Origin of the sequence: Castellaniella sp. S9 (assembly GCF_027257175.1) — a bacterium.
Lineage (GTDB): Bacteria > Pseudomonadota > Gammaproteobacteria > Burkholderiales > Burkholderiaceae_B > Castellaniella.
In genome coordinates, this window is sequence record NZ_JAPFGD010000005.1 from 211,751 (window position 1) to 231,113 (window position 19,363).

Sequence of the window (19,363 nt, forward strand, 5' to 3'; positions counted from 1 at the left end):
ATGTTATGGTTTTATATACAAACAGCTTCATATCTCCCCCACACGCTGCATGTACTCGGGGACAGGATATACATTGAGCACTGGCTCTATGTATTATTCCTCGCCACACAAAGGGCCGATGCTGTTCTCACCACCCTAACCCTCAACCGGGGCGGACGGGAATTGAACCCGATCATGCGATGGGCCATGGGCCGGATTGGCGTCGTGCCAACTCTGTTCGCCACGAAGGTTGTGATCTGCGCGGCGATATTCCTGGTCCTGCCGTGGATGTGGACCTGGGTGATGTTCCTGCTGTGTCTCTGGTACGTCTGGGTTTGCGGATGGAACGCATCGCAATATATCAAATTGAGGTGATGCCATGAGTGTCATAAGGACAATCATCGCGCGCATAGTAGACATGCCGCCCCACTCAGCAGACGCGGCTGCGATCAAGGCGACAGCCACCACCACCTACGGAGCCAGCGCCAGCAGCATTGTCGCGTCCATGGCTGGATGGAACTGGATTTCGATCATCACCGGGGCTGTGGCGATCCTCGGTCTTGCGCTGAATGCGTACTTCCAGATACGTAGGGATCGACGTGAGACGCGCGAGAGCGAGGCACGGATCGCGGCGCTCAAAGAACGGTGCGAGCTGTGATTCCTGAGGGTCTGAAATCTCGCCTTGCAACTCGGGCGGCGGCTGGTGCACTGACCGCCGCCGTCGCACTGGTGGGCTGGTACGAAGGTCGCAGCCTCGTGGCCTACATCGATCCGGTGGGCATCCCCACCATCTGCGAGGGCTTTACACATGGTGTAAAGATGGGCGACGTAGCCACACCAGCGCAGTGTGACGCGCTCACACGGCAGGAGGTTGCCCGGGCCCTGGCTGTCGTGGACGCGTCCGCGCCGGGCCTGCCTGACGGCCCTCGGGTGGCCCTGGCCAGCTTCGTCTACAACGTCGGTCCGGGAGCCTACAACGGGTCAACCCTGCTGCGCAAGTTGCGCGCCGGCGACGTCATCGGCGCTTGCAAGGAGCTGCCGCGCTGGGTCTACGCGGGCGGCCGGAAGCTGGCCGGCCTGGTCAAGCGCCGCAACGCGGAAATGCAGATATGTCTGTCAGGACTGCGCTGATTGCCGCGGCCGGCGGCCTGGTCCTGGCCGGCATCATCGGGCTGGCGTGGCGGGCCCACGGCACCGCTCAGTACCGCGCTGGGTATGCCCAGGCGAAAATCGATGCGGCCCTTGCAGCCGCAGCCCTATCCGAGGGGATGCAATATGAACGTGATCGAGCTGATGCCGAACATCGGGGTGCGGTTCTTGCCCGCGAGGCTGTGGAGCGTGATCTTGTCGCTGTGCGTGGTCAACTTGACAGGGTGCTCCGCGCCCATGGTCGTGACCTCGAGAATCCCCGAGCCCGCAGCGGATCTGATGCAGCCGGCCCCGACTGGATCGGAGGTTTTGCAGCGTGCTACGGGGAATATGCAGACCTGGCTGCAGATGCTGCAGAGTGGGCAGACACCGTGAACGGGCTGCAAGGGTACGTGAAGGCAATCCTATCGAAACAGCCTGGGTGAATTTTGGGGGAATAGCCCCTGAAAAACGGTACGTTACGGTGCAGAATCGGCAGCGAACGCACATTAAGTACCGTTATAAATCAACAACTTAAAATCAAGCGTGAGGCTACGAACCAAGGGGTCGTGGGTTCGAATCCTGCCAGCCGCGCCATACAAGTCAAGGGCTTACAGATTTTGGTCTGTAAGCCCTTGTGCTTTTGTGGAACGCCGCGTCGCCGACCGGACTCACCTACGCCATCGCCGCTACTCCTCCGACTCGAAGCTGCGATTTTCGCGGCAATGCCAGAGGCGCAGGATGAAGATCGTCCCGGCCGCGACCTCGTAGCGCATCTCGTAATTGCCGACGATGATTCGGCGGACCTCACGCGGCTCATAGGCTTCCAGTTTCTCGCCGATCCTCGGATAATCGAGCAGCCGATCGGGCGCATGGGCGAGTTGCTGGATCACGCGCGCCGCCGCCTCGGGCGCGACCGGACTCAGATGCTCGTGCAGACGCACAAGGTCCGACGACGCCTTACTGGTCCACTGAATCTTCATTTGACTGGCGAGGGCAGCGGCTTGTCCGTCCCGAGGCTGTCGGCCCATACCTGGATTGCCCGATGGTCGATCACTTGGCCAACATCGACATCCTCCAGGGCTTCGAGCGTCATCCGGTGACGCTCCTCCTCCTGATCGACCCAGGCGGCGAGCGCCTGTTTCATCACCCAGCCGCGCGAGCGTTCAAGCCGCGAGGCCATCGCTTCAACCTTTTCCGCGAGCCTCAACGGGACGTGCGCGGTCAACACCTTCGTCTCGGTTGCCATATTTATCACCTGCTATCAGTTCGATTAAAATATAATCGAAAAAATCTGCAGCAGCAAACCAAGTAGATGACATAAAGGCGGCTTTTGCGTTGCCGCGGCGGTTCAACCCCCCGCGTTGCGGCGCAGCCTGTCGAGCGATGCCTGGTTCAGCCGCCGCGCCTCGTTTTCGGCATAAGCGCGTTCGCCCGGCTCGTACGATCCCTCGTAGAGACACGCGTTGCGGCTCAGTCCACATTCGTTGCCGAACAGGCGGGCCGCGGCCGTCACCCCGGAGTCGACCGCGGAACAGCCGGACACCAGTGCGACCAAGAACAGGACCGCCGCGCAGCGGGCGGGGATGGGAACGATTTTTCCTGGCATGCCCGCACTATAAGGTGCGCCGCCCGGGATGTGCGTAACCGTCCGAAACAGGGTGCGCCCGCAGCACGCAGTCCTACGCCGCCAATTGCGCGATCACCCCGTCGATGAAGGTTTCGCAGGCGCCGACCTGCTCGATGTCGATGTACTCGTTGGGCTGGTGCGCCTGGTCGATCGATCCCGGGCCGCAGACCACGACCGAGAATCCGGCGCGCTGGAACTGGCCGCCCTCGGTGCCATAAGGCACGACCCCGCAGCATCGATGCCCGGACAGCCGCTGGGCCAGCGCCTGGGCCTCGCCGCCCTCGTCGGCCATCGGCGGCGCATCGGCCAGCACCTCGGTCACGATGTCGGCCTCGGGCGCGACACGCCGCATGTCGACCAGCAGTTCCTCGCAATACCGCTTGAAGGGATCCAGGTAGGCGGACAAGGTCTCGCCGGGCAGCACGCGCACGTCCCACATGAAGGAGCATTCGCGCGAAATGATATTCACGGCTGTGCCGCCGTGCACGACCCCCGCATGCAGGGTGGAGAACGGCGGCACGAACAGCGAGGCGGGGTCCGCGTTGCGGCGATTCTCGGCGGTCATGGACTCGAGCCGGCCGATCAGCTTGGCCGCGGTCATGACGGCGCTGACGCCGCGCTGGATCTGGCTGGAATGGGCCTCGTGGCCGGTCACGGTGGTCCGCAGGATGGCCAGACCCTTGTGCGCCATGATGGGCCGCATGCTGGTGGGCTCGCCGATCACCACGGCGCTGGGCTTGGGCAGTTCGGCCGCCATGCGCTCGATCATGGCGGGGGCGCCCTGGCAGCCGACTTCCTCGTCATGGCTGAGCGCCAGGTGGATCGGGCGGCGCAGGCCGGCGCGCAGCATGTCGGGCACCTTGGCCAAGGCGATGGCGATGAAGGATTTCATGTCGCAGGTGCCGCGCCCGTACAGCCGGCCGTCCTTGCGGGTCACCTCGAAGGGGTCCGTATCCCAGGGCTGGCCGTCGACCGGCACGACGTCGGTGTGGCCCGAGAGCACGACCCCGCCCTCGGCCATAGGGCCGACGGTGGCGAACAGGTTCGCCTTGCGGCCATCGGGGCTGGGCACGAGCTGGCTGTCGACCCCGTGCCGCGAGAGGGTGTCGCGCACGAAATGGATGAGTTCCAGGTTGGAATTGCGCGAGACCGTGTCGAAGGCCACGAGCCTGGCGATCATGTCGAAGGTGTCTGCTTTCATGGTCGGGTTCCTTGTCCAAGCACGGTGAGGGCATGCGCCAGCGCGCGCGCACCCAGAGTGAGCGCCACGGGATCGGTGGCCTCGGCCGCATTATGGCTGATGCCGTCCTTGCTGGGCACGAAGATCATGGCGCTGGGGCAGTGCTGCGCGAGGTACATGGCATCGTGGAAGGCGCCCGAGCTCAGCCGCCGCGCGGCGGGATGCCCGGCGGCGGCGCTGACCGCGTCGCAGCTGCGGCCGATGAGCTCGACCAGGTCGGCGGGAAAGATCGTCGGCGATTTCCGGAAGACGTTCTCGACCTCGACGGTGCCACGCCACCCCAGGTCGCGGGCCGCGGCCTCGAGAAATGCCTCGAAATGCTCCAGCGCGCCCTCGTCCGGGCAGCGGGCGTCGACCGTGAACGTGACCTTGCCGGCGATCGTGTTCACGGAATTGGGCTCGACCAGCCAGCGGCCCAGTGTGACGCGGGGGGTGTCGGCGGCCTCGCCGGCCTGCGCGTGCAGTTGCCGCGCCAGGTCCATGGCGGCGAGCATGGCGTCGGCGCGCCGGTCCATCGGTGTGGTGCCCGCGTGCGCCGCCTGGCCGGTGCAGGTCACGCGGTACCAGCGCACGCCTTGTATGCCGGTGACCACGCCCAGCGGCAGGCCCGCCTGCTCCAGCACCGGGCCTTGTTCGATATGCAGCTCGACATAGGCGGCCAGCGGCCGCGCAAGCGGCCGATGCGCCAAGTCGCGGGCCTCGGACAGGGTACGGTCCAGGGCATCGCCGAAGCGCACGCCGCGCCCGTCCTCGGACTGCCGGAAGCCCGCCAGGCCGGCGGGTTCGACGAAGGCGCTGGAACCCATCGCGCCGGGCCCGAACCGGCAGCCTTCCTCATTGGTCCATGCCACGACCTCGATGGGATGCCGCGTCCGGATGCCCGCATCGTTCAGGGCGGCGATCGCCTCCAGGCCGCCCACCACCCCATAGGCGCCGTCCAGCTTGCCGCCGATCGGCTGGGTGTCGATGTGGCTACCGGTGACGACCGGCGGCAGGTCCTCCGTGCCCGCACGCCGGAAGTACAGATTCGCACAGTCGTCGATCGCCACCTCGCATCCCAGGGACAGGGCCTCGTCGACCAAATAGCGGCGCGCGGCGCGATCGACGTCGGTCAAGGTCTCGCGCGAGACGCCGCCGTCCTCGCGCCCACCGTAAGTCGCCAGCGTCGCGATGCGCGCCTGCAGGCGATCGTGATCCACCGCCCGGTCCGCCCGGACCGCCGCATCCGCATGGGGGTTGATCATCGGGCGCCTCCCGGACCGCCGGTGGCCTGCTCGAGCATCCAGGCCGCCGACAGCGCCCGGGCATCCTCGTGCAGGGCGCCGGCGACGGTGACGCCGACGGGCATGCCGGTCGACCCCGTCCCGATCGGCAGATGAATGCAGGGATTGCCCAGCAGGCTCCACATCCGGTTGAATACGGGATCGCCCGTGGACTCGAGGCCTTGCGGCGCCTCGCCGGGGGTGCTGGGCGCGATCAGCGCGTCGACCGACTCGAAGACCCGCGCGAGTTCCACGCGGGCCTTGTCGGCCAGCCGGCGCGCCTGCGCATAGGCCTCGCCCGTGATCGCCGCGCCCTGCTCCAGCAATTGCGCAAACGACGGGCTGAATCCGGCCGCATCGGTTTGCGCCTCGGCCTGGAAAGCAGCCGCGGCCTCGTAGCGCATGATCGTGACCTGGGCATCGTTCAGGCCCGCGCACGCCGGGGACAGGACGACCTCGACGACCCGGGCGCCGGCCTGTTCGAAACCGCGGATGCCGTCCTCGAAGACCCCGCGCGCATCGCCATCGGCGCAGTCCCAGTACGGCGTGCGGCAGATCCCGACCCGCAGGCCCTCGATGGGCCGCGGGTCCAGCGCCCAGCGGCATAGCGCGCCGATGAAATAGGCGGCGTCATCCACCCGCCGGGCCAGCACCCCGACCGTATCCAGGCTGGGGGCAAACGCCTTGATCCCCACCCCCGAGACCGCGCCGAGGGTGGGCTTGTAGCCCACCACGCCGCAGAAGGCCGCGGGCCGGACGATGGAGCCCGCGGTCTGCGTGCCTAGCGCCAGGGGCACCATGCCCGCGGCCACCGCGGCCGCCGATCCGCTGGAAGATCCGCCCGGCGTATGCACCATGCCGTCGGGGCTGCGTGGATTGCGTGTCGGCCCCGGCTCGAACGCCGCGAACTCGGTGGTGACGGTCTTGCCCATCACCACCGCCCCCAATTGGCGGCTGCGGGCGACGCAGGCCGCATCCCGGCGCGGCACGTGGCCGGCATAGATCGGCGAGCCGTATGCGGTCGGCAGGCCCGCAGTGTCCATCAGGTCCTTGACGCCGATGGGCACGCCCGCCAGGGGCCGGGCGCCGCCGCCGGCATCGACGGCCCGCGCCTGGCGCAGCGCCGCCTCGGGATCGAAGGACAGCCAGGCGCGGACCGGTGCCGCGGCCTCGATTCGCTGGATGAACGCGGCCGTGACCTCGACGGCACTCAGGCTGCCGTCCGAAATCCCCCGCGCCAATTCGCGCACCGGCAAGTCCGTCACGCTCTGGTTCATGGCGGCCTCATCCAAAGTAGGCGGAACGGACTTCGTCGTTCTCGGACAGCTCGCGGGCGCCGCCCCGCGCCACGACCCTGCCCTGGGACAGCACGTAGCCGTAATGCGAGATGGCCAGGGTCTGACGCGCATTCTGCTCGACCAGCAGCACGGTGATGCCCAGCTCGTTGATGCGCTTGATGACGTTGAAGTTCTCCTTCACGTACAGCGGCGACAGGCCCAGCGAGGGTTCGTCGATCACCAGCAGCCGGGGTTCGGCCATCAGGCCGCGGCCGATGGAGATCATCGCCTGCTCGCCGCCCGACATCGTGCCGGCCAGCTGTCCCATGCGCTCGCCCAGCCGGGGGAAGATTTCGTAGACCTTGTCCATGCGCCGCTGCATGACGGCCTCGTCCTTTTCCAGGAAGGCGCCCAGCGCGAGGTTCTCGGCCACCGTCATGCGCGGAAAGACCTTGCGTCCCTCGGGAATGCAGGAAATCCCGCTGGCCACGATGTGATGGGTCTTCATCCCGGCGAGTTCGCGCCCGTCCCACTGCAGCGACCCCTTGCGCGGCGGCGTCAGGCCGAGGATCGACCGGATCAGCGTGGTCTTGCCCGCGCCGTTGGCGCCCAGGATGCAGGTGATCTTGCCCGCCTCGACGTCCAGGGACACGTCGTGCAGGACGTCGACGGTATCGTAGCGCGTCGTCAGATCGCGGATCACGAGATTGCTCATGCGGCTTCCCCCCCGAGGTAGGCGGTCTGGACCGCCGGATCGGCGGTAATCTGGGCATAGGTGCCCTCGGCGATCTTCTGGCCGTAGTTGAGGACGATGCAGCGATCGGTGATCCGCTCGATGACGTTCATTTCATGCTCGATCAGCACGACCGTCAAGCCGGCCATCTTGTCGCGCACCTGCAGGATGTCGCCCATCAGCTCGGCCGTTTCGTCGTGCGTCATGCCGGCCGAGGGTTCGTCCAGCAGCAGCAGCGAGGGGTTGCTGATCAACGCCCGGCACACCTCGATGCGGCGGCGGTCGATCATGGTGAAGGTGCCGACCGCCTCGAACAGGCGGTCCACCAGCATGGGACTGAATATCCGCAGCAAGGCGCGCACCTTCTCGACATATTGCTCGTATTCGGCGCGAAAGGCGCTGCGCCGGAGCAGGTTGAACATCAGGCCGCGCTGCATGTTCTCGTAATCGCCGATCACGATGTTGTCGAACACGGTCAGCGGCAGCGACAGGCGCGACCGCTGGAAGGTCCGCGCCACGCCCATGCGGTAGACCTCCTGCGGCGACCTGCCGATCACGTCCTGGCCCTCGAAGGTCACCCGGCCGGCAGTCGCCTTGTACAGGCCCGTGAGGACGTTGAAGAACGTCGTCTTGCCCGAGCCGTTCGGCCCCAGCAGGCCGAGGATCTCGCCTTCGAGGATCTGCATGTTGAGCCGGTCCAGGGCCACCACCCCGCCAAAGCGCATGGTCAGGTCGGTGACTTCGCTCAGTACGTTTCCGCTGCTCATGCCGAGGCCCTCTCTTTGAAGAACAGACGCGTCTTGCGGGGAATGAGCCCGTCGGGCCGGAACAGCAGGATCACGATGACCAGGGCGGCATAGAACAGGAACCGGTATTCCTGGATGAACTGCAGTTTTTCGGGCAGCACGAGCACGATGATCGCGGCGGGAATCAGCCCGAGGCTGTTGCCCAGGCCGCCCAGGATCACGATGGACACCATGAGCAGCGAATCGGCGAAGGTGAAGTTGTTCGGCGCCACGAACTCGGTGGTCATGCCGTAGACGCTGCCGGCCACGCCGGCCATGAAGTTGCCCAGGATGAAGGACAGCACTTTCCAGCGGGCGATGTGCAGGCCGAAGGTCGCGGCGGCGGTCTCGTCGGTGCGCACCACGTCCATGCTCAAGCCGATCCACGAACGCCGCAGCACGTCGACGACCAGGTAGGCCGCGGCGCAGATCACCAGCGCCAGCAGCGTATAGCCGACATAGAAGGAGACATCCGCGCCGAAGAGCTCGAAGCCCTGGTTGAACTCGAAGCCGAGCACGGACATGCCGGGCACGTGCAGCCCTTGTGGGCCGCCCAGGGTGTCGTTGACCTCGAGGAAGGTCTTGAACAGGATGCCGAAGGCGATGGTCACCAGCGCGGTGTAGTGGCTGCGCGTGCGCAGCACCGGCAGGATCAGCAGGCTGCCCACCACGGCCGCGACCACGCCGGACAGCGCCAGGATCAGCAGGTGCGGCACCGCCGTGTGCTCGGCCAGCACCGCCGTGGTGTAGCTGCCGATGCCGAAGAACGCCGCGCCGGCGAAATTCGGGATGCCCGTGAACCCGAACTGCATGGTCAGGCCCAGGCAGGCCGTGGTAAAGAGCAGCACCGTGCAGATCATCAGCAGTTCGAAGTGCGAATCGTGCAGGGCGACAACGAGGATCAGCACGCTGGCCACCGCCCAGAGCCTGGACTGTCCCACGTGCATTTCCCCCGCCTGCTCGACGCGGGCCATGAGGCCGTAGCGGCGTGCGCCGGCGACCACCAGGCCGGCCACCACCAGCAGCGCGGCGACGCCCAGCTGGGTCTCGGCGTGCAGGAACATCCACAGATAAAAGGTCAGGCACAGCGTCGTCAAGGCCAGCAGGCCCGAGGCGCCGAGACTTGTGAGAGGCGTTTTTGGCTTCATCATGTCAGACTCGCTCGCTGGATTTCTCGGCGATCAGGCCCGTGGGTTTCCAGGCCATCAGCGCGATGACGATCGCAAAGGCGAAGACGTCCTTGTAGGCGCTGGCGATGCCGGGCACCAGGGCCGGCAAGGCCACGCTGCCGAATACCTGCAGGCCGGCGAACAGGAAGCCCCCGATGATCGCGCCGTACATGCTGCCCAGCCCGCCCAGGATCGCCGAGGCGAAGCCGATGACCCCGAGCATCAGGCCCACGCTGAAGTTGATCTCGTTGTAATACAGGCCGTTCATGATCCCGGCCAACGCGGCCAGCCCCGAGCCCAGGGCGAAGGTCAGCAGGACCACGGCCTCGAAGTTGATGCCCATCAGCCGCGCGGTCTCGCTGTCCTGGGCGACCGCGCGAATCGCGCGCCCCAGCCGCGTGCGGGTGATGAGGACATGCACCCCGTAGATGGCCACGAGTCCCACCAGCAGCAGGATCACGCTGTCGGCGCGCAGGGTGAAGCCGCCCAGCTCCATCGACGAGGTCGGCAGCAAGGCCGGGAAGCGCTTGGGGTTCGAGCCGTCGGGATAGAACAGGCGCACCGCCTCGCGCAGGACCGTGCCCAGCATCAGCGTGGCGAGCAGCGTGTTCAGCGGATCGGCCTTGCGCAGGGGCAGGACCAGGAATTTGGCGACCGCCGCGCCCAACAGGCAGGTGACGCTGATGGCGCAAACCAGGGCGGCCAGCAACTGCAGCCAGGCGGCGTCGAAGCCCAGCATCAACACGCCGATCGATGCCGCCAGGCCCATGAAGGCGCCGACGACCAGCACGTCGCCGTGCGAAAAATTGATCACGTCCAGCACGCCGAAAAACAGCGTGAAGCCCACCGCGACCATTGCGTAGATCATGCCCAGCATGAGCCCGTTGAATACATACTGCCCAATGACACTCATTGTCTTCCCCGAAAGCGGATGTCTGTCTGCCCGGGGCCGCGAGCCCGCGCGCGCTCGCGGCCCCGGCCGGGATTACTTGCCAGGGAGCTTCTTGCTGCCCGTGCCGTAGTTGCTGTCTTCCCAGACGACCCATTTGCCGTCGTCGACGACATACTTGGTGACCAGCGGCACGACGTTCTGGCCATGATCGTCGAAGGTCACCTTGCCGATGATGGTCTCGGCATCCTTGGTCTGGCCAAGCTCGGCGATGATCTTCTTGCGGTCGGGTCCGACTTTCTCGATGGCGTCCATGATCAGGTTCGCTGCCGTGAAGGCGAACGGGCCGTAGGCCTCCGGCCGCTCGCCGTAGCCTTGTTTCTCGTACTGCTCGCTGAAGAACGCGCCGCCGGGCAGTTTCTCGAGCGGAGCGCCCTCGAGGAAGGACAGCGAACCCTCGGCCACGGCCGGGCTGACCCCTTCGATGTAGGCGTCGGACTTGATGCCCGAGGTGCCCTGGAAGGCCGCCACGATTCCGAGCTTGTCCATCTGGGTGCGGATCCGCACGCCCAGCGGCGTGAGGCCGCCGAAGAACAGCACTTGCGGATTGAGCTCCTTGATCTTGGTGAGCTCGGTGGTGAAGTCCTGCTGGTCGGCGGTCACGCCGAAGGTGGTGAGGACCTGCCCGCCGACCTCTTTCAGGTAGCGGTTGAAATACTCGTTGTGCCCCTTGCCGTAGTCCGTCGTGTCGTGAATCACGCCCCAGGTCTTGTAGCCCTGCCCGGCCATGAACTTCACCGCGACCTCGTTCTGGTTGATCATGGTGCCGTTGACGCGGAACACTTCCTTGTAGTCGTTTCCGTAGGTGACCTCGGGCAGCACCGCGCCCCAGACCATCGCCGGCATGCCGAAACGGTGGTAGACGCCGGTGGTGGCGATCGCGACCGCCGAGCAATAATGCGTCACGCCGCCCATGATGCTCTTGTCGGCCGCCATCTTGGTGGCCACCTGCACCCCGATGTTGGGGCGGCACTCGTCGTCCTGCACGACCAGTTCGTAGGTGTATTTCGCGTTGGGGTCGGCATTGCGCAAGCGCACGGCGAGATCCGCCGAGTTGCGCCCACCCAGGCCGATCGAGGCCGAGCCGCCGGTCAGCGGCCCGATGAACGCGATCTTGACCACATCCTTTGCGCTCGCGGAGCCGGGGGCCCACGCCAAGCCCAGGGACAGGCACAGCGCAGTGGCTTTCAGTACAGTCTTGACGGTTGTCTTCATCGTTTGTCTCCAGAATTCCTGTCGTTTTCCAAGGGGTTGGCCCGCGTGCCTGCACACCGGCCCTTGCCGCCTTCTGTCAGGCCCGCCCTCCACGGCGAACCGGCGGCTGTCTGCGAGTTACGGGGTGCGCGCCTCCTATGCGGGTTGGTTGCCATACTGCTGCCGCAGCACGTTCTTCTGTACCTTCCCCATGGTGTTTCGCGGCAGCGCGTCGATCACGTGGATCTGCTTGGGGATCTTGAAATTGGCCAGTTCGACCTTCAGGCCGGCCAGTATGGCGGCGGTATCGACCGTGGCGCCCGATCGCGGCACCACGACGGCCACGACGGCCTCGCCGAAATCCTTGTGCGGCACGCCGATCACGGCGGATTCCTGCACACCGGGCATGACGTCGATGGCCATCTCGATTTCCTTAGGATATACATTGTATCCACCAGAGATGATCAAGTCCTTGCTGCGGCCGACGATGCTCAGGTAGTGATCCGGGATGCCCTCGCCGCCGAGCACCCCCAGGTCGCCGGTACGGAACCAGCCATCGGCGGTGAACTCCTGGCGGGTTTTTTCAGGCATGCGCCAATAGCCCGCGAACACATTGGGGCCGCGCACCTGGACGTGGCCGGTGGTGCCGGTCCCGACGGGCTGGTCGGCATCGTCGACCACGCGCACCGTGATCCCCGGCAGGGCCGGGCCGACGGTGCCGGGGATGCGCGGACCCAGGGCTGGGTCGTAGGGGTTCGACGTATTCATGCCCGTTTCGCTCATGCCGTAACGCTCGAGGAGCCGCTGTCCGGTGCGCGCCTCGAACTCGCGGAAGGTGTCCTCCAGCAGTGGCGCCGAGCCCGAAACGAAAAGGCGGATCCCGGCGCAGAGCTCGCGGGTAAAGCGTGCATCGCCCAGCAGGCGCACGTAATAGGTCGGCACCCCCATCATCAGCGTGCTTCGGGGCAGGTAATGCAGCGCCTGGTCGACGTCCAGCTTGGGCAGCCAGATCATCCGGGCACCCGAGAGCAGCGCGCCATGCGAGGCGACGAACAGGCCGTGAACGTGGAAAATGGGCAGCATGTGCAGCAGGACGTCGTCCGCGCGCCAGCCCCAGTATGCCTTGAGGGTCAGCGCATTCGAGGCCAGGTTGCCATGGGTCAGCATCGCCCCCTTGCTGCGGCCGGTCGTGCCCGAGGTATAGAGGATCGCGGCCAGGTCGTCGGCCTGCCGCGGCACGGGATCCAGCATGTCCCCGCAGTCCGCGGCGCGGGTCATCAGGGTGCCGCCCGCATCGGCATCCAGGGTCAGCACGTGCGCGGTGCCCGCCTGCCTGGCGACACGCTCTATCCATTCGAGGTTGCCGTTGTCGCACACGACGACGGCGGGTTCGGCGTCGCCCAGGAAATAGGCGACCTCGGACTCGTGATAGGCCGTGTTCAACGGCAGATAGACCAGGCCCGCGCGCAGCGCCGCCAGGTACAGCATCAGGGCCTCCGGAGACTTGTGGACCTGCACCGCAACGCGCGCCCCCGGGTCTGCGAGCGAGCGCAGCAGATTGGCGATGCGCGCGCTGCCGCGCTCGATGTCATCCCAGGAATAGTGCCTTTCCGGGGTCTCGATGGCGACGCCCCGGCGATCCGCCGGGAAGCCGGCGGCAAGCACCGCGTACAGATTGGCGTTGGACTCCAAGATCAATCTCCTGTAAATACCGGGTCCTGTCCATCCAGGAAGGCCTGGATGCCGCGGCGGTGGTCGCCGCTGTGTGCATAACTGAAGAATTCGCGCCATTGCGCGTCCGAGAAACTCGCCGGCTCGGCGCGCCGCAATTGCGCGGCGATCCGCTTGTTCAGCCGCGCCGCCAGCGGTGCGCCGGCCACGATGCGGGCCACGGCGCCTTGCAAGGCCTCGTCGAACGCCTCATCGTCGACCACCCGCGTCAGCAGCCCCTTGGCCATGGCCTCGTCGGCATCGAACACCCTGCCCTCGAGCAGGATCTCCAGCGTGGCCGCATGGCCGGCCAGGTCCAGCAGGCCGCGCATCTCGTCGGGTGCCATGGGAAAGCCCAGGCGATTGATGGGCGCACCGAAGCACGCGCCGCGCGCCGCGATGCGCAGGTCGCAGCGGCTGGCGATCTCGAGGCCGCCGCCCACGCAGACGCCCTCGATCGCCGCGACGACCGGATGCATGCAAGCGCCGACGGCATCCAGCGCGGGCGCGATCACATCCCGGTGATAGGCCGTCACACCCTCGATGTCGGCGCGTGCCTGCGGGAATTCACGGATGTCGGCGCCGGCCGCGAACTGGCCGCCCGCGCCCCGCACGACCACGCAACGCAGGCTGGCATCGGCCGAGAAACCGCGAAAGGCGTTCTCGAGAGCGCGCCACATGGCAATGGTGATGGCATTGAGGCGGCCGGGGTGTTCCAGTAGGACCGTGGCGACCGCGGCTTCGCGGCCCAGCACCACGCGCCCCGCGGGCACGTCCGCACCGGACATGGGATGGCCGGTATTTACAGCCATTGCACCGCCCGCCCCACGCGCGGCTTGCCCGCCGCCAGCCGCGCCAGGTTTTCATCCAGGCGATCCGGCTCGTACAGGTAATTGACCATCACCCCGCAGGACTGCGCCAGCCCCTTGGCCGACACGTCCGCCGCCCAGTTGATGCGCTCGATGCGCGCGCCATTGCCCAGGTGAAAGCGCGCGACCGGATCGACGGGATGGCCGTCCTTCAGGGTGGTCAGGTAATGTGCGACCAGACGCAGGCCGGTCTTGCGCGAGGCATCGGACGCCTGGCCGATCGCCTCGGTGCGCAGGCGCTCGGCCCACGCCTTGCCCGCCTGCGGATCCTCGGCCAAGGCTTGGCGTTCGGCCTTGTCGGCCACCAGCTCGCGCAGGGCGGCGGCATCCTGCCGTTCGAGCCACGCGGCAAAGCCCGGTATGGGCGAGAGCGTGGCAAAGGACTTCAGGCGGGGCAGCTCGACCAGCAATTCGTCGATCACCCGCTTGAGCAGGAAATTTCCGAAGCTGATGCCGCGCAACCCGGGCTGCGTATTGGATATCGAATAAAAGATCGCCCAGCGCGCCTTGGACAGGTCGTCCATGGGTTTGGCCGGATCGAGCAAGGTCTGCACATTGGCGGCCATCTGCTCGGCGAATGCGACCTCGACGAAGATCAGCGGCACGTCGCTCATGCGCGGGTGAAAGAAGGCATAGCAGCGGCGATCCTCGGCCACCCGGCGACGCAGGTCGTCCCAGGACCGGATCTCGTGCACCGCCTCGTACTGGATCAGTTTTTCCAGCAGGGACGCGGGCGAATCCCAGTTGATGTGGCGCAGCTCCAGCATGCCCACGTCGAACCAGTTCGACAGCAGTCCGCCCAGCTCCTGCTCGAGGACCGACAGGCCGGCCACCTGGTTGCGCCAGCGCAGCATGTCGGCGCGCAGGTCCACCAGCAGGCGCAGATTGTCGTTCTGCGCATACAGCCGGCGAAACAGGCGCAGCCCCTTGTCGCCGCGCGGCTCGAGCTCGACCCCGGCGCGGACCAGGCCGGCCAGGAGGGAACGGCGCTCGTCGCCGTCGGCCGCCAGGTAGCGGCCACCCCATTGCTTGGCCAGGCGATTGGCGGCCATGTCGGTCAGGGTGGCCTCGAACATCGGCCGCACCTCGTCCAGGTCGGGCAGGTGATCGCGCTCCAGCCAGCGCGCCAGGCGCGCCAGGATGCCCGCGGCGCCTTGCGGCGCGGGCTCGGCCAACGCCAGGTCCGTGGCCGGGCGCGTTTCGGAAGATTCGGACGAAGTCATGAGCCGTCTCCGGACAATTCGGCATCGGCCACCGCCGGACTTGCGCCTGGCTGCTCGGCCTCTTGCCGGGCCATGATGTGCAGGGCCTCCAGCTGGCGCATCAGGTGCTTGCGGGTGACCGCTTCGGCGCCCTCGGCGTCGCGCGCCTTGAGGGCGGCGAAGATCGCCAGGTGTTCGGCGCAGGATTCCCGCACCCGGCCGGGATGGGCCAGGCTGCGGTGGCGCGACAGGCTGATCACCTGCCGCAGGTTGTCGATCAGGTCCGAGAGCCAGTGGTTGTCGGCCAGCGCCTGGATCGCCTCGTGGATCCGGGCATTGGCCTCGTAGTACAGGTCGATGTCCCCCAGTTCGGCGTACCGGCGCAGGTCCAGGTGCAGCGGCTCGAGGCGCTCGAGATCGGCGTCGCTGACTTTGCGGGCCGCCTCGTAGGCGCAGCGCCCCTCGAGCATCGCCATCAGGGGAAAGATATCGTCCAGGTCGCGGGCCGAGAGCTCGTTGACGAAGCAGCCGCGCCGGGGCTCGATGCGCAGCAGGCCCTCGGCCACCAGGACTTTCAGGGCTTCCCGCAGGGGCGTGCGCGAAATGCCCAACAAGTCGGTCAAGCGCACCTCATCGATCCACTCGCCCGCCTTCAGCTCGCCGGACCGGATCATGGCGCGCAGCCGATCGGCGACCTCCTGGTAGAGGATTTTCTGCACGATGCGGGCCGCCATCCGCGTCTCCAGATAATTATTAATAATTCATAATTATAGAAAGATGCGCGTACAACGCAAGGACTTCGACATGCTCGTTATCCCGGAGGAGCAGGTGGAAAAACCCGGGGCACCACCCTACTCGATTCGGCCGAGCGTCGCGCCGGCATCGACGGCATCGCCCGCCGCCCGCGCATGCCGCAGGACCCCCGCGCAGGGCGCCTGGACATGGGTTTCCATCTTCATGGCTTCCATCACGGCAATCACGTCCCCCGCCTCGACGCGGGCGCCGTCCTCGGCCTTCCAGGCCAGCAGCGAGCCGGTGATGGGGGCCGCCACGCCGCCCGGAACGGCCGCATCCGGCGCCTTGTCCGAGGCCGGATCGGCCGCCGCCTGGTCGCCGGCGTCCGCGGCCGGTCCCGCACCGCGCAGCAGCGCGGCCGGTAGGCCCAGGCTGACGCGGCGACCATCGAGTTCGACGAAGGTGCGCAGCAGAGGCGCGTCGGCCACCGCCTCGGGCCTGTCGGCGGCCGGCAGCTCGGCCTGGAATTCCGTCTCGATCCAGCGCGTATGGACGCGGAAACCGGATTCGCCGATGAAGTCGGCCGCCTCGAGCACCGCGCGATGGAACGGCAGGACGCTGGCGACGCCCTCGATGTGGAATTCGCGCAGCGCACGGCGGGCCCGCTGCAGGGCCTGCTCGCGCGTGGCGCCGCTGACGACCAGCTTGGCCATCAAGGAATCGAAGGTGCCCGGCACCGTCGAGCCCGTCTCGACCCCGCTGTCCAGCCGCACGCCCGGCCCGGCAGGCGGCGCGAACCGCTGGATCCGGCCCGGCGTCGGCAGGTAGCCGCGCCCGGGGTCCTCGGCATTGATGCGGAACTCGAGGCTGTGGCCGCGCGGCGCCGGCGTGGCCGCCAGCGACAGCGGCAGGCCGTCGGCGATGCGCAACTGTTCGACGACCAGATCCAGGCCGGTGGTTTCCTCGGTCACGGGATGCTCGACCTGCAGGCGCGTGTTGACCTCGAGGAAGGAAATCCGCCCATCGCGCGCCAGCAGGAATTCCACCGTGCCCGCGCCCACGTAGCCCGCGCGTGCGCAGATGGCGCGCGCGGCCTCGTGGATGCGGGTGCGTTGCGCCTGATCCAGGAACGGCGCCGGCGCCTCCTCGACCAATTTCTGGTTGCGCCGCTGCAGCGAGCAATCCCGATCGCCCAGGACCAGCACATGGCCATGGGTATCGGCCACGACCTGCGCCTCGATATGGCGCGGGCGGTCGAGGAATTGTTCGATATAGCATTCGCCGCGCCCGAACGCCGCCGTGGCCTCGCGCACCGCGGATTCATAGAGCTCGGCGACCTCGTCCATGCGCCACGCGACTTTCAGGCCGCGGCCGCCGCCGCCGAAAGCCGCCTTGATGGCGATCGGCAAGCCATGCGCCTCGGCAAACGCCACGGCCTCGGCCGCGCAGTCCACCGGACCGGGCGTGCCCTCGACCAGCGGCGCGCCGACCGACTGGGCGATGCGGCGCGCCGCCACCTTGTCGCCCAGGGCCTCGATGGCCTCGGGCGGCGGGCCGATCCAGGCCATGCCGGCATCGATCACTGCCTGTGCGAACTCGGCGCGCTCGGACAGGAACCCGTAGCCGGGGTGCACGGCGTCCGCATCGGCCTTGCGCGCCACCGCCAGCAGCTTGTCGATGTCCAGGTAGGTGTCGGACGGCCGCACGCCTTCCAGGGCCCAGGCCTCGTCGGCCATGCGGACGTGCAGGCTCTGGGCATCGCCGTCGGCGTAGACGGCGACCGAGCGCACCCCGTAGTCGGCGCAGGCGCGCACGATGCGCACGGCGATCTCGCCGCGGTTGGCGATCAGGACTTTACGTATCATGGCTGGATTTCCTTGAACGGCCCAAGCGGCCGGAAACGCAAATGGGCGCCGACGGGAATCTGCGCGGCGCGATCGAGTTCATGGCTGGCGAGTGCGCCGATCACCGGATAGCCGCCCGTCAAGGGGTGGTCCGCCAGGAACAGCACGGGCTGGCCGCTGGCGGGCACCTGGATCGACCCGGCCACCGCGCCCTCGCTGGGCAATTCGCCTCCGATGCGGCGCGCCAGCGGCCCGGTGCCGGCCAGCCGCATGCCGACCCGATCCGATTGCGGCGTCACGGTCCACGGCTGAGCGGCCAGCAGCGCCAGGGCCGCGGGCGTGAACCAGTCGGCCCGAGGACCCAGGACGATATCCAGGGCCACCGTATCGCCCGCACGCGCCAGGCCGGCGGGCGGCTCCAGATCGGGCAGCACCGCGGCCAGCGACGACCGTGCGAGCGACGCGCCGACGGCCAGCACGTCGCCGGCCCCCAGGGGCGCCGGGCCGATGCCCGACAAGGTGTCGGTCGCACAGCTGCCCAGCACCGGCTCCACGCCCCAGCCGCCGCGCACCGCCACATAGCAGCGCACGCCCGCGTGCGGCGTCGCGATGCGCAGCGTCTCGCCGTCGTCCAGGGCCAGCGGCCGCCACGTCCGGGCGGGCACTCGCCGCCCGGAGGCGGTGACGATTTCAATGTCGGCCGCCGCGCCCGTCACCGCGACCACCGCTCGCCCATGGCAACGCAGCGCCAGGCCGCCCAGCAGGTTTTCCAGCACGGCGGCGTCCACGGGATTGCCGACGATGCGGTTGGCCGCCCGCAAGGCGCCGTGGTCCAGCGCGCCCGACAGGGACACGCCCAGGCCCGCCTGGCCATGCCGGCCCAGGTCCTGCACCAGGGTGCGCAAGCCCGGGGCCACGACCTCGAGGCGGTCGGGGCCGGCGGCCGCCGCGCGCGGCCGGGCCTGGGTGGACGCGGCCGGTGCGGCGGCGCCCGGCAGGTGGATGGCCTTGCCGCTGCGCGCCAGGTCGCGGAAACGCACGCGAAATCCGGGTTGGACCAGGGCGGGCTCGGCCCGCGCCAGGTCCCACATGCGGCACGGCGTCACCCCCAGCAACTGCCAGCCGCCGGGGCTTTCGGATGGATAGACCGCACTGAAGTCGCCCGCCATCGCCACCGAGCCCGCCGGTACGCGGGTCCGGGGCGAGGGCCGCCGCGGCACGCCGTGAAAGCAGGGATCGCCGCCCGCCAGATACACGAACCCCGGCGCAAAACCCGCAAAGGCGGCCTGGAATTCCATGCCCGTGTGGCGTTCGATCACCTCGACGCGCGACAGGCCCAGCAGTTCCGCCACGGCTTCCAGATCCTCGCCCTCGTAGCGCACGGGGATCTCGACCAGGCGTCCGCCGGGCGCCGGGGCGGCGCTACGCGGCGCATCGCCGGGCATGCCGCCCAGGCGGCGCACGTGCGCCGCAAGCGCCTGCGGCGACAGGACTGCCGGCCGATAACGTATGAGCAAGGTCCGGGCCGCCGGAACGACCTCCTCCACCCCCGACGGCGCGTGCCGCTGCAAGGCCTGGAACACGGCCAGGGTCTGCTCGAGGGAGTCCAGTTCGACCAACAGGGCACGATCGCCGGCGGGCAGGACACGCACGTCGA

The 19,363-nt window shown here is 67.7% G+C and carries 21 protein-coding genes; 4 read left to right on the forward strand and 17 right to left on the reverse strand.

Going from position 1 to position 19,363, the window contains the following annotated elements:
• The 4 genes from OOZ48_RS18540 to OOZ48_RS10055 all read left to right on the forward strand — a co-directional run bounded on the left by OOZ48_RS18540 (nt 1) and on the right by OOZ48_RS10055 (nt 1,503).
• Entirely contained in the window at nt 1-354 is a 354-nt protein-coding gene (locus OOZ48_RS18540) for a DUF5658 family protein (protein WP_442867566.1), read from the forward strand.
• A gap of 4 nt (nt 355-358) precedes the next feature.
• Nucleotides 359-637 (forward strand): holin, encoded by a 279-nt coding sequence (locus OOZ48_RS10045; RefSeq protein WP_269497858.1) that lies wholly within the window; start codon nt 359-361, stop codon nt 635-637.
• A gap of 71 nt (nt 638-708) precedes the next feature.
• Nucleotides 709-1,110, forward strand: coding sequence for a lysozyme (locus tag OOZ48_RS10050; protein WP_442867570.1), 402 nt, complete (start codon nt 709-711; stop codon nt 1,108-1,110).
• Between the two features lie 144 nt (nt 1,111-1,254).
• Entirely contained in the window at nt 1,255-1,503 is a 249-nt protein-coding gene (locus OOZ48_RS10055; protein ID WP_269497862.1) for a hypothetical protein, read from the forward strand.
• A gap of 293 nt (nt 1,504-1,796) precedes the next feature.
• Here OOZ48_RS10055 and OOZ48_RS10060 read toward each other — a convergent pair whose 3' ends face one another.
• From OOZ48_RS10060 to OOZ48_RS10140, 17 genes are all read right to left on the reverse strand, one after another.
• The gene (locus tag OOZ48_RS10060) at nt 1,797-2,090 is read right to left on the reverse strand and encodes a type II toxin-antitoxin system RelE/ParE family toxin (RefSeq protein ID WP_269497865.1); all 294 of its coding nucleotides are present in this window, start codon (nt 2,088-2,090) and stop codon (nt 1,797-1,799) included.
• A complete protein-coding gene (locus tag OOZ48_RS10065) occupies nt 2,087-2,356 on the reverse strand; it encodes a CopG family ribbon-helix-helix protein (protein WP_269497868.1) in 270 nt (89 codons plus the stop codon). Before OOZ48_RS10065 ends, OOZ48_RS10060 begins: the two co-directional genes overlap by 4 nt.
• A gap of 102 nt (nt 2,357-2,458) precedes the next feature.
• On the reverse strand, nt 2,459-2,716 hold the full coding sequence (locus tag OOZ48_RS10070; RefSeq protein WP_269497871.1) for a hypothetical protein: 258 nt from the start codon (nt 2,714-2,716) through the stop codon (nt 2,459-2,461).
• A gap of 73 nt (nt 2,717-2,789) precedes the next feature.
• Nucleotides 2,790-3,938, reverse strand: a complete 1,149-nt coding sequence (gene argE, locus OOZ48_RS10075) for an acetylornithine deacetylase (RefSeq protein WP_269497874.1) — start codon at nt 3,936-3,938, stop codon at nt 2,790-2,792.
• Nucleotides 3,935-5,221, reverse strand: coding sequence for a M20 family metallo-hydrolase (locus OOZ48_RS10080; RefSeq protein WP_269497877.1), 1,287 nt, complete (start codon nt 5,219-5,221; stop codon nt 3,935-3,937). Before OOZ48_RS10080 ends, argE begins: the two co-directional genes overlap by 4 nt.
• Nucleotides 5,218-6,516 (reverse strand): amidase, encoded by a 1,299-nt coding sequence (locus tag OOZ48_RS10085; RefSeq protein ID WP_269497880.1) that lies wholly within the window; start codon nt 6,514-6,516, stop codon nt 5,218-5,220. Before OOZ48_RS10085 ends, OOZ48_RS10080 begins: the two co-directional genes overlap by 4 nt.
• Nucleotides 6,517-6,523: 7 nt before the next feature.
• A complete protein-coding gene (locus OOZ48_RS10090; RefSeq protein ID WP_269497883.1) occupies nt 6,524-7,231 on the reverse strand; it encodes an ABC transporter ATP-binding protein in 708 nt (235 codons plus the stop codon).
• Nucleotides 7,228-8,016 carry an ABC transporter ATP-binding protein gene (locus OOZ48_RS10095; protein ID WP_269497886.1) on the reverse strand — a complete coding sequence of 263 codons (789 nt, stop codon included), beginning with the start codon at nt 8,014-8,016 and terminating at the stop codon, nt 7,228-7,230. Before OOZ48_RS10095 ends, OOZ48_RS10090 begins: the two co-directional genes overlap by 4 nt.
• Nucleotides 8,013-9,182, reverse strand: coding sequence for a branched-chain amino acid ABC transporter permease (locus OOZ48_RS10100; RefSeq protein WP_269498194.1), 1,170 nt, complete (start codon nt 9,180-9,182; stop codon nt 8,013-8,015). The genes OOZ48_RS10095 and OOZ48_RS10100 overlap by 4 nt, the downstream gene beginning before the upstream one ends.
• A 4-nt stretch (nt 9,183-9,186) precedes the next feature.
• Entirely contained in the window at nt 9,187-10,116 is a 930-nt protein-coding gene (locus tag OOZ48_RS10105; protein ID WP_269497890.1) for a branched-chain amino acid ABC transporter permease, read from the reverse strand.
• 72 nt (nt 10,117-10,188) lie between these two features.
• Nucleotides 10,189-11,367: a branched-chain amino acid ABC transporter substrate-binding protein gene (locus OOZ48_RS10110; RefSeq protein WP_269497893.1), complete on the reverse strand. Its 1,179-nt coding sequence runs from the start codon at nt 11,365-11,367 to the stop codon at nt 10,189-10,191.
• Nucleotides 11,368-11,502: 135 nt separating this feature from the next.
• Nucleotides 11,503-13,038: a malonate--CoA ligase gene (locus OOZ48_RS10115; protein ID WP_269497895.1), complete on the reverse strand. Its 1,536-nt coding sequence runs from the start codon at nt 13,036-13,038 to the stop codon at nt 11,503-11,505.
• Nucleotides 13,039-13,040: 2 nt separating this feature from the next.
• Nucleotides 13,041-13,844: an enoyl-CoA hydratase-related protein gene (locus tag OOZ48_RS10120; RefSeq protein ID WP_269498195.1), complete on the reverse strand. Its 804-nt coding sequence runs from the start codon at nt 13,842-13,844 to the stop codon at nt 13,041-13,043.
• 14 nt (nt 13,845-13,858) lie between these two features.
• Nucleotides 13,859-15,148, reverse strand: a complete 1,290-nt coding sequence (locus tag OOZ48_RS10125; protein WP_269497898.1) for a malonyl-CoA decarboxylase domain-containing protein — start codon at nt 15,146-15,148, stop codon at nt 13,859-13,861.
• On the reverse strand, nt 15,145-15,861 hold the full coding sequence (locus OOZ48_RS10130; RefSeq protein WP_269497901.1) for a GntR family transcriptional regulator: 717 nt from the start codon (nt 15,859-15,861) through the stop codon (nt 15,145-15,147). Before OOZ48_RS10130 ends, OOZ48_RS10125 begins: the two co-directional genes overlap by 4 nt.
• Nucleotides 15,862-15,978: 117 nt before the next feature.
• Complete coding sequence (locus tag OOZ48_RS10135) at nt 15,979-17,727, reverse strand: acetyl/propionyl/methylcrotonyl-CoA carboxylase subunit alpha (protein WP_269497904.1); 1,749 nt, start codon at nt 17,725-17,727, stop codon at nt 15,979-15,981.
• Complete coding sequence (locus OOZ48_RS10140; protein ID WP_269497907.1) at nt 17,724-19,358, reverse strand: 5-oxoprolinase/urea amidolyase family protein; 1,635 nt, start codon at nt 19,356-19,358, stop codon at nt 17,724-17,726. Before OOZ48_RS10140 ends, OOZ48_RS10135 begins: the two co-directional genes overlap by 4 nt.
• Between the last annotated feature and the right edge of the window lie 5 nt (nt 19,359-19,363).

Coding starts and splice junctions, on each gene's coding strand:
- OOZ48_RS18540 (WP_442867566.1), top strand. CDS start 1: ATGTTATGGTTTTATATACAAACAGCTTCATATCTCCCCCACACGCTG.
- OOZ48_RS10045 (WP_269497858.1), top strand. CDS start 359: ATGAGTGTCATAAGGACAATCATCGCGCGCATAGTAGACATGCCGCCC.
- OOZ48_RS10055 (WP_269497862.1), top strand. CDS start 1,255: ATGAACGTGATCGAGCTGATGCCGAACATCGGGGTGCGGTTCTTGCCC.
- OOZ48_RS10060 (WP_269497865.1), bottom strand. CDS start 2,090: ATGAAGATTCAGTGGACCAGTAAGGCGTCGTCGGACCTTGTGCGTCTG.
- OOZ48_RS10065 (WP_269497868.1), bottom strand. CDS start 2,356: ATGGCAACCGAGACGAAGGTGTTGACCGCGCACGTCCCGTTGAGGCTC.
- OOZ48_RS10070 (WP_269497871.1), bottom strand. CDS start 2,716: ATGCCAGGAAAAATCGTTCCCATCCCCGCCCGCTGCGCGGCGGTCCTG.
- argE (WP_269497874.1), bottom strand. CDS start 3,938: ATGAAAGCAGACACCTTCGACATGATCGCCAGGCTCGTGGCCTTCGAC.
- OOZ48_RS10080 (WP_269497877.1), bottom strand. CDS start 5,221: ATGATCAACCCCCATGCGGATGCGGCGGTCCGGGCGGACCGGGCGGTG.
- OOZ48_RS10085 (WP_269497880.1), bottom strand. CDS start 6,516: ATGAACCAGAGCGTGACGGACTTGCCGGTGCGCGAATTGGCGCGGGGG.
- OOZ48_RS10090 (WP_269497883.1), bottom strand. CDS start 7,231: ATGAGCAATCTCGTGATCCGCGATCTGACGACGCGCTACGATACCGTC.
- OOZ48_RS10095 (WP_269497886.1), bottom strand. CDS start 8,016: ATGAGCAGCGGAAACGTACTGAGCGAAGTCACCGACCTGACCATGCGC.
- OOZ48_RS10100 (WP_269498194.1), bottom strand. CDS start 9,182: ATGAAGCCAAAAACGCCTCTCACAAGTCTCGGCGCCTCGGGCCTGCTG.
- OOZ48_RS10105 (WP_269497890.1), bottom strand. CDS start 10,116: ATGAGTGTCATTGGGCAGTATGTATTCAACGGGCTCATGCTGGGCATG.
- OOZ48_RS10110 (WP_269497893.1), bottom strand. CDS start 11,367: ATGAAGACAACCGTCAAGACTGTACTGAAAGCCACTGCGCTGTGCCTG.
- OOZ48_RS10120 (WP_269498195.1), bottom strand. CDS start 13,844: ATGTCCGGTGCGGACGTGCCCGCGGGGCGCGTGGTGCTGGGCCGCGAA.
- OOZ48_RS10125 (WP_269497898.1), bottom strand. CDS start 15,148: ATGACTTCGTCCGAATCTTCCGAAACGCGCCCGGCCACGGACCTGGCG.
- OOZ48_RS10130 (WP_269497901.1), bottom strand. CDS start 15,861: ATGGCGGCCCGCATCGTGCAGAAAATCCTCTACCAGGAGGTCGCCGAT.
- OOZ48_RS10135 (WP_269497904.1), bottom strand. CDS start 17,727: ATGATACGTAAAGTCCTGATCGCCAACCGCGGCGAGATCGCCGTGCGC.